Source organism: Streptomyces plumbidurans, assembly GCF_019857225.1.
GTDB classification, from domain to species: Bacteria; Actinomycetota; Actinomycetes; order Streptomycetales; family Streptomycetaceae; genus Streptomyces; species Streptomyces plumbidurans.
In genome coordinates this window covers 23762-30921 of the sequence record NZ_JAFJSY010000104.1, presented here as the reverse complement: position 1 = coordinate 30921, position 7160 = coordinate 23762, and the positions used below count along the sequence as shown (strand labels likewise).

The following is a 7160-nucleotide window of genomic DNA, read 5'->3' as shown; positions in this document are numbered from 1 at the left end:
GTGCGGCCCGCCGCCTCGCTGCGGCGCCCCGGACGCCCCGCGCCGCGAGCCGCCGCCGTACGCGACCGGCTCCTCGTGCACTCCCTGGGACGGCGTGGACCGCCGTGCTCGATCGCCCCGGCCTGAGCGACCGCACCCCGCTCGCCGCGGCGGCCCCCTGAGCACGGTCAGTCCCCCACACGTATTCCGCGCACGACAGCTGCGCGTCCCACATGGAGAACACCATCATGAGCAAGCGGAACAGCCAGGCGGCGAAGACGGCGGCCCGGGAGCGGCTGCGGCAGGAGCGCGAGCGCCAGGCCAAGCGGGCCAAGGCCAAGCGGCAGGCCATCGTGGCCGGTTCGGTCGTGGTCGTCCTGGCGGCGGCCGGCGGCATCGGCTACGCCGTCGTCCAGGCCAACAAGCCCGGCCACTGGGAGGCCGTGAAGGACGACAAGGTCGTCGCACCGGCCCACACCTCGGGCAAGGACGGCACCTCCGTCGTCATCGGCAAGGCGAGCGCCAAGAAGACCCTCAAGGTCTACGAGGACCCGCGCTGCCCGATCTGCGCCTCGTTCGAGCAGGTCGTCGGGGCGACGGTGAAGAAGGACATCGACGACGGCAAGTTCAAGATCCAGTACATCGGCGGCACGTTCATCGACGGCGACTCCCTCGGCAAGGGCCGGATCGGCTCGCGCGGCGAGGGCTCCAAGAACGCGATGTCCGCCATGGGCGCCGCGCTCAACGTGAGCGACGAGGCGTTCCTGGAGTACAAGACGGCGCTGTACTCGAAGAAGTGGCACCCGGACGAGACCACGGACAAGTTCAAGAGCGACGACTACCTCATCAAGGTCGCCCAGACCGTCCCCGCCCTGAAGAACAACAAGACGTTCCAGAGCGACGTCAAGAGCGGCAAGTACGACGCCTGGGCGCTGGCCATGTCGAAGACCTGGGACACCAACAAGGACGGCGTCACCGGCACACCGAGCTTCGTCATGAACGGCAAGCAGCTCAAGGCCTCCGACGGCAACCCGCCCATGACGGTGGCCGACTTCAACTCCGTGGTGGGCGCGGCCCTCAAGGCCTGATCCCCCCGCTGGACGAGGAGCCGGGCGAAGAGCGGGCGAACTTTTCGGGTTCGCCCGCTCCGGCGCATACCAGCCAGTAACCTGTTCGCCCGTGACCAGTCGATACAGATCGTCCGAGGCGAACCAGAGCCTCAACCCGCTTGCGCCCCGCCGCCGTACGGTCGTCAAGGCCGCGGCGGCGACCGCTGTTCTGGCCGGCCCGCTCGCCGCCGCACTCCCGGCCCGAGCCGCCGCCGACGTCCCCGCCTTCCTGCACGGCGTCGCCTCCGGTGATCCGCTGCCCGACGGCATCCTGCTGTGGACCCGGGTGACCCCCACCTCCGACGCGGTCCCCGGCTCCGGGCGCGGTCCGGACACCGAGGTCGGCTGGATCGTCGCCAAGGACAAGGCGCTGACGAACATCGTCGCGAAGGGCTCCGTCACCGCGACCGCCGCCTCGGACCACACCGTCAAGGCGGACATACGGGGCCTGCAACCGGCCGCCGACTACTGGTTCCGCTTCTCGGCGGGCCCCACCGACTCCCCCGTCGCCCGCACCCGCACCGCGCCCGCCGCCGACGCCGCCGTGCCCGGCCTGCGCTTCGGCGTGGTCTCCTGCGCCAACTGGGAGGCCGGGTACTTCTCCTCGTACCGCCATCTCGCGGCCCGCGGCGACCTGGACGCCTGGCTGCACCTGGGCGACTACATCTACGAGTACAAGTCCGGCGAGTACGCGGCCCGCGGCACGGCCGTGCGCCCGCACGCGCCCGCGAACGAGATCATCACGCTCGCCGACTACCGCACCCGGCACGGCAGATACAAGACCGACCCGGATCTGCAGGCCCTGCACCACAAGGCGCCGGTCGTCGCGATCTGGGACGACCACGAGTTCGCCGACAACGCCTGGTCCGGCGGCGCGGTCAACCACACCGAGGGCGCCGAGGGCACCTGGACCGACCGCAAGGCGGCCGCCAAGCAGGCCTATTTCGAGTGGATGCCGGTCCGCCCGGCGATCGCCGGCACGACCTACCGCCGGCTGCGCTTCGGCAGGCTCGCCGATCTGTCCCTGCTCGACCTGCGGTCCTTCCGCTCGCAGCAGGCGTCCACGGCGAGCGGTTCGGTCGACGACCTGGACCGCACGATCACCGGGCGCGCCCAACTGGACTGGCTGAAGGCCGGGTTGAAGGCCTCGGACACCACCTGGCGGCTGGTCGGCAACTCGGTGATGATCTCGCCGTTCGCCGTCGGTTCCCTCCCGGCCGATCTGCTCAAGCCGCTGGCCAAGCTGCTCGGGCTGCCGCAGGAGGGCCTCGCGCTCAACACCGACCAGTGGGACGGCTACACGGACGACCGCCGAGAGCTGCTGGCCCATCTGCGCGCGAACGCCATCCGCAACACCGTCTTCCTGACCGGCGACATCCACATGGCGTGGGCCAACGACGTGCCGGTGGACGCCGGTACGTACCCGCTGTCGGCCTCCGCCGCCACGGAGTTCGTGGTCACCTCGATGACCTCCGACAACCTCGACGACATCGTGAAGGTGCCCGAGGGCACGGTCTCCGCGATCGCCTCGCCGGTCATCCGCGCCGCCAACCGGCACGTCCACTGGGTCGACACCGACCGCCACGGCTACGGCGTCCTGGACATCACCGCCGACCGCGCGCAGATGGACTACTACGTCCTGTCCGACCGCACGGACGAGAACGCGACCGCCGAGTGGGTGCGTTCGTACCGCACGCGATCCGGCACCCAGAAGGTCGAGCGGACCTACGACCCGGTGTAGGTCACAGGGTTTCCGGGTTACAGGGTTTCCGGATTACAGGGTTTCCGGATTACAGGGTTTCGAGGAAGCCGAGCGCCACCCGCCAGGTGGCCTCGGCGGCCTCCTCGTCGTAGTCCGGCAGGCCGGGGTCCGTGTAGAGGTGGCCCGCTCCCGCGTAGCGGTACACCTCGACGTCGGCGCCGGCTCTGCCCATCTGCAGATACCAGGCGCTCAGCCAGTCGTCCGTCTCGAACGGGTCCGGCTCCGCCACATGCAGCTGGACCGGCAGCTCGTCCACCGAGGCGTCCGGCGCGATGTCCGACGTGCCGTGCAGGAGCAGCAGTGCGCGGGCCTTCTCGTCGCCGAGCGCGAGGGTCTGCGCGATGGAGGCGCCGAGCGAGAAACCGGCGTAGACCAGGCCCCGCCCGGAGTAGGGCGCCGCGGCCAGGACGGCCCTTTTGAGCAGTTCGTCCTTGCCGATCCCGTCCTTGAACTCCATGCCCTCCTCGACCGTCTCGAACGTACGCCCCTCGAAGAGGTCCGGGATCCACACCTCGTGCCCGGCGCCGCGCAGCCGGTCGGCGGCGTCGCGCACCGCGGGCCTGAGCCCGAAGGCCGAGTGAAAGAGCATGATGTTCATGAGGCCATGGTGCCAGCCGGGTCCGACAACGCCGTGCGGCGGCCGCTTGCTCATCGAGCCCGAAGTCACATGTTCATGACCCCCGTGGGCCGGTTACGTTCGGAGGCATGGAGAACGTACTGCGCCCCCTGATCGTGTTCGGCGGCTCGGTCGTGTTCACGCTGCTCATCGGCTGGGCGACCGACCAGCTGCTGCGCAAGGCCGACGAGCGGCACAGCGAGACCCCGTTGTGGGGGCTGCTGCGCCGCGGCCGGGTGCCCTACCAGCTCGTGCTGTGCGCGGCGATCCTGAGAGGCTCCTACGACCAGGCACGGCTGTTCAGGACCCACAGCGCCGGCATCGGCCAGACGCTGACGCTGGTGCTGATCGGCGCCACCGCGTGGCTGGTGGTGCGGATCGCGGCCGCGATCGTCGAGACGACGTACTCACGCTACGCCCGCGCCCACCACGACCCCGCCCGGGTGCGCCGGGTGCGCACCCAGGTGTCGCTGATCATGCGCGTGGTCACCGCGGTCGTCGGTGTGGTGGCCGTGGCCGCGATGCTGCTGACGTTCCCCGCGATGCGCGCCGCCGGTGCCTCGCTGCTGGCCTCGGCCGGCATCCTCGGCATCGTCGCCGGTGTCGCCGCCCAGTCGACCCTGAGCAATATGTTCGCCGGGCTGCAGATCGCCTTCGGCGACATGGTCCGCATCGGCGACACGGTGGTGGTGGAGGGCGAGTGGGGCACGGTCGAGGAGATCACGCTGACGTTCCTGACCGTACGGACCTGGGACGAGCGCCGGATCACGATGCCGGTGTCGTACTTCACCTCGAAGCCGTTCGAGAACTGGTCGCGCGGCGGCAACCAGATGACGGGCATCGTCTACTGGCATCTCGACCACTCCGCGCCGATCGAGGAGATGCGCGAGAGGCTGCGGGACATCCTGCGCGAGTGCCCCGCCTGGGACGGGCGCGCCTGCGGTCTGGTCGTCACCGACTCGACGCCGAACACCATCCAGGTCCGCGCCCTGGTGACCGCCAAGGACGCGGACGACATATGGACGGTACGGGTCACGGTGCGCGAGCAGATGATCGACTGGCTGTGCAAGAAGCATCCCTACGCCCTGCCCCGCGTCAACACGGCGGACGCGCTCCTGCCCCCGAGCCGGACCTCCCCCGACGGCAACCCCGCCGGCCGCCGCGACGGACACGCCGACGGCGCCACCGCGAACCGCTTCCACGAGCCGCCCCGGACGACAGGGCGCGGCTGAGCCCGTACGGGCCCCTGCGGGTCCAGTGGCTCAGTGTCCGCGCTCCGCGCCCCCGTTGACCTGGACGACCTGCGAGGTGACATGGCTCGCCCCGGAGGAGGCGAGCCAGTGCAGGGTCGCGGCGACATCACCGGGCGTGCCGGCGCGCTTGTCGGAGGTGTCGCCGATGAGCCGCTCGCGCCGCGCCGGGTCGATCCGCGGTCCGAAGAACTCGGTGTCCTCGATGTAGCCGGGCGCGACCACGTTCGCGGTGATGCCCCGCGGCCCCAACTCCCGTGCCAGGTCGTGGGCGTAAGGGTGCAGCGCGGCCTTGGCCGCCCCGTACGCCCCGGTGCCGGACCCCCGGTACGCGGCGATGGAGCTCACGAACAGCACCCGCCCGCCCGGTGAGGCGAGCCGGTTCTTCAGTGCCTCGGTGAGCAGCGCGGCGGTCAGGGTGTTGATCCGGAAGTTGACGGTCCAGTCGTGCGCGACCCGGTCGAGCGGATCGTCGCTCGCGGAGCCCGGCTCCAGCTGCCCGGTGCCCCCGGCAGCGTGCACCAGCACGTCCACGGTGCCGAACTCGTCCGCCACGAGATCCGCGACGCCGCGCACCGCGGCCGTGTCGCTGAGGTCGGCCGCATGCCTCAGCGCTCCGGGCACCGCGGCCCTGTCGAGGACCTCCTCCCGGCGCCCCAGCAGCAGAACCCGGTCGCCGTCCGCCGCGAAGACCTGGGCCGCGGCGAGCCCAATTCCCGTACCGCCACCACTGATCACAACATTGCGCGTCATGAGGCGACCCTACGTAGCGGGGGCGCCGGCCGCGAACGATATCGGGCCCGTGGCCGCCGGGACGTCCCGCCGCGGGTCAGCGCAGACTGCGTACGTCGAGATGGCGCAGCACCCGGTCCACGATCTCCGGGTCCGCACCGGGCTCGCTGCGCGCCGCCAGCACCTCGTGGCGTGCGGCGCTCAGCAGCTCGCCCTGGATCCGGCGCATCCGCTTGAGCCTGCGCATCCGCATCCGGTGCGCCTCGCGCCGCTCGCCCTCGCCCATGTCGGGGCTGATCCGCACCCCGATCTCGAAGGCCCGCCGCAGCATCTGCTCGGACAGCTCCTCCGGCAGATCCTCGGCCTCCTCGATCTCGTGGAGCCTGCGTCTGGCCGCCTTGGCCGCCCGCTCGGCGAGCTCCCGCTCGAACTCCTTCTCGCGCTCCGCGTCGGCCTGCACCCCGAGCCGCCTCACCAGCCACGGCAGGGTCAGCCCCTGCAGCACCAGGGTTCCCATGATCACCCCGAAGGCGATGAACACGATCTCGTCGCGGTCCGGGAACCTGGAGCCGTCGTCGGTGGTGAGCGGGATCGCCAGCGCCAGCGCCACCGAGGCCACGCCCCGCATCCCCGACCACCACATGACCACGGTCTCCCGCATGCTCATCGGGATGTCCTCGTCGTGGTCCCGTCTGGCGTGCAGCCGCTTGGTGAGCCAGGTCGCCGGCATCAGGTACGCCAGGCGTACGACGACGACCACGGCCAGGATCACCCCGGCCCAGCCGAGCATCTCGCCCCACCGCCCGGACGCCGTGCGCAGGGCGTTGTGCAGCTCCAGGCCGATCAGCCCGAAGGCGACGCCCGTGACGAGCGTGTCGATGATGTCCCAGAACGTGTGGCCCGCGAGCCGGGTCATCACGTCGTCGGGGTCGGTGCCGTACTCGGCGAGGAACATCGCGGTGGTGAGCACGGCGAGCACACCGGAGCCGTGCAGCTCCTCGGCCAGGACGTACGACGCGTACGGCACCAGCAGCGTCAGGCCGACCTGGAGGGTCGCGTCGTTCAGCAGGTCGAGGAGCCTGTTGGCACCCCAGCCCAGGGCGATCCCGAGGGCGACGGCGACGACGGCGGACAGCACCAGGTCGAGGGCGGCCCGCCCCAGGTGGAAGTCACCGCTGACGGCGGCGGCGACCGCCACGTTGTAGAGCACGATCGCCGTCACGTCGTTGAACAGGCCCTCGCCCTCCAGGATGGACACCAGCCGGCGCGGCAGCCCGAGCTGGCCCGCGACCGCGGTCGCCGCGATCGGGTCCGGCGGTGCCACCAGCGCGCCGAGCGCAACGGCGGCGGCGACGGGCAGTCCGGGCACGATCGAATGGGCGACGACGGCCACGCAGACCGTGGTGACGAAGACCAGCGCCACCGCCAGCAGGAAGATCGGCCGCCGGTTCGCCGCGAACTGCCGCCAGGAGGTGCGCCGTACCGCCGCGTACAGCAGGGGCGGCAGCACCAGGGGCAGGATCAGATCGGGCGGGATGTCGACGTCGGGCACGAAGTCGAGCACCGCGAGCACGATGCCGAGCAGGGTCATCAGCACCGGGGCCGGCAGCCCGTACCGGTCCCCCACCGGGACGCTGAGCACCGCCCCGAGCAACAGCACGAACAGCAGGGCCAACTGATCCACGGTCAGCGCTCCGGGCGGGTCGACGTAC

The 7160-nt window shown here is 71.1% G+C and carries 6 protein-coding genes; 3 read left to right on the top strand and 3 right to left on the bottom strand.

What is annotated here, in order from left to right:
* Positions 1 to 227: 227 nt before the first annotated feature.
* Positions 228 to 1067, top strand: coding sequence for a thioredoxin domain-containing protein (locus tag JYK17_RS37010; RefSeq protein ID WP_222812103.1), 840 nt, complete (start codon positions 228 to 230; stop codon positions 1065 to 1067).
* A 91-nt stretch (positions 1068 to 1158) separates the two neighbouring features.
* Positions 1159 to 2829 (top strand): alkaline phosphatase D family protein, encoded by a 1671-nt coding sequence (locus tag JYK17_RS37005; RefSeq protein ID WP_222812102.1) that lies wholly within the window; start codon positions 1159 to 1161, stop codon positions 2827 to 2829.
* A 49-nt stretch (positions 2830 to 2878) separates the two neighbouring features.
* On the opposite strand, the gene JYK17_RS37000 is transcribed toward JYK17_RS37005, so the two are convergent.
* Positions 2879 to 3448 carry a dienelactone hydrolase family protein gene (locus tag JYK17_RS37000; RefSeq protein WP_108013712.1) on the bottom strand — a complete coding sequence of 190 codons (570 nt, stop codon included), beginning with the start codon at positions 3446 to 3448 and terminating at the stop codon, positions 2879 to 2881.
* A 107-nt stretch (positions 3449 to 3555) separates the two neighbouring features.
* Between JYK17_RS37000 and JYK17_RS36995 the strand changes: the two genes are divergently transcribed.
* Entirely contained in the window at positions 3556 to 4698 is a 1143-nt protein-coding gene (locus JYK17_RS36995) for a mechanosensitive ion channel family protein (RefSeq protein ID WP_108013402.1), read from the top strand.
* Positions 4699 to 4728: 30 nt separating this feature from the next.
* On the opposite strand, the gene JYK17_RS36990 is transcribed toward JYK17_RS36995, so the two are convergent.
* Together JYK17_RS36990 and JYK17_RS36985 are read right to left on the bottom strand one after the other, a co-directional pair.
* The gene (locus JYK17_RS36990) at positions 4729 to 5469 is read right to left on the bottom strand and encodes an SDR family NAD(P)-dependent oxidoreductase (protein WP_108013401.1); all 741 of its coding nucleotides are present in this window, start codon (positions 5467 to 5469) and stop codon (positions 4729 to 4731) included.
* A 76-nt stretch (positions 5470 to 5545) separates the two neighbouring features.
* Positions 5546 to 7132, bottom strand: a complete 1587-nt coding sequence (locus JYK17_RS36985; protein WP_222812101.1) for a Na+/H+ antiporter — start codon at positions 7130 to 7132, stop codon at positions 5546 to 5548.
* Positions 7133 to 7160: the final 28 nt, after the last annotated feature.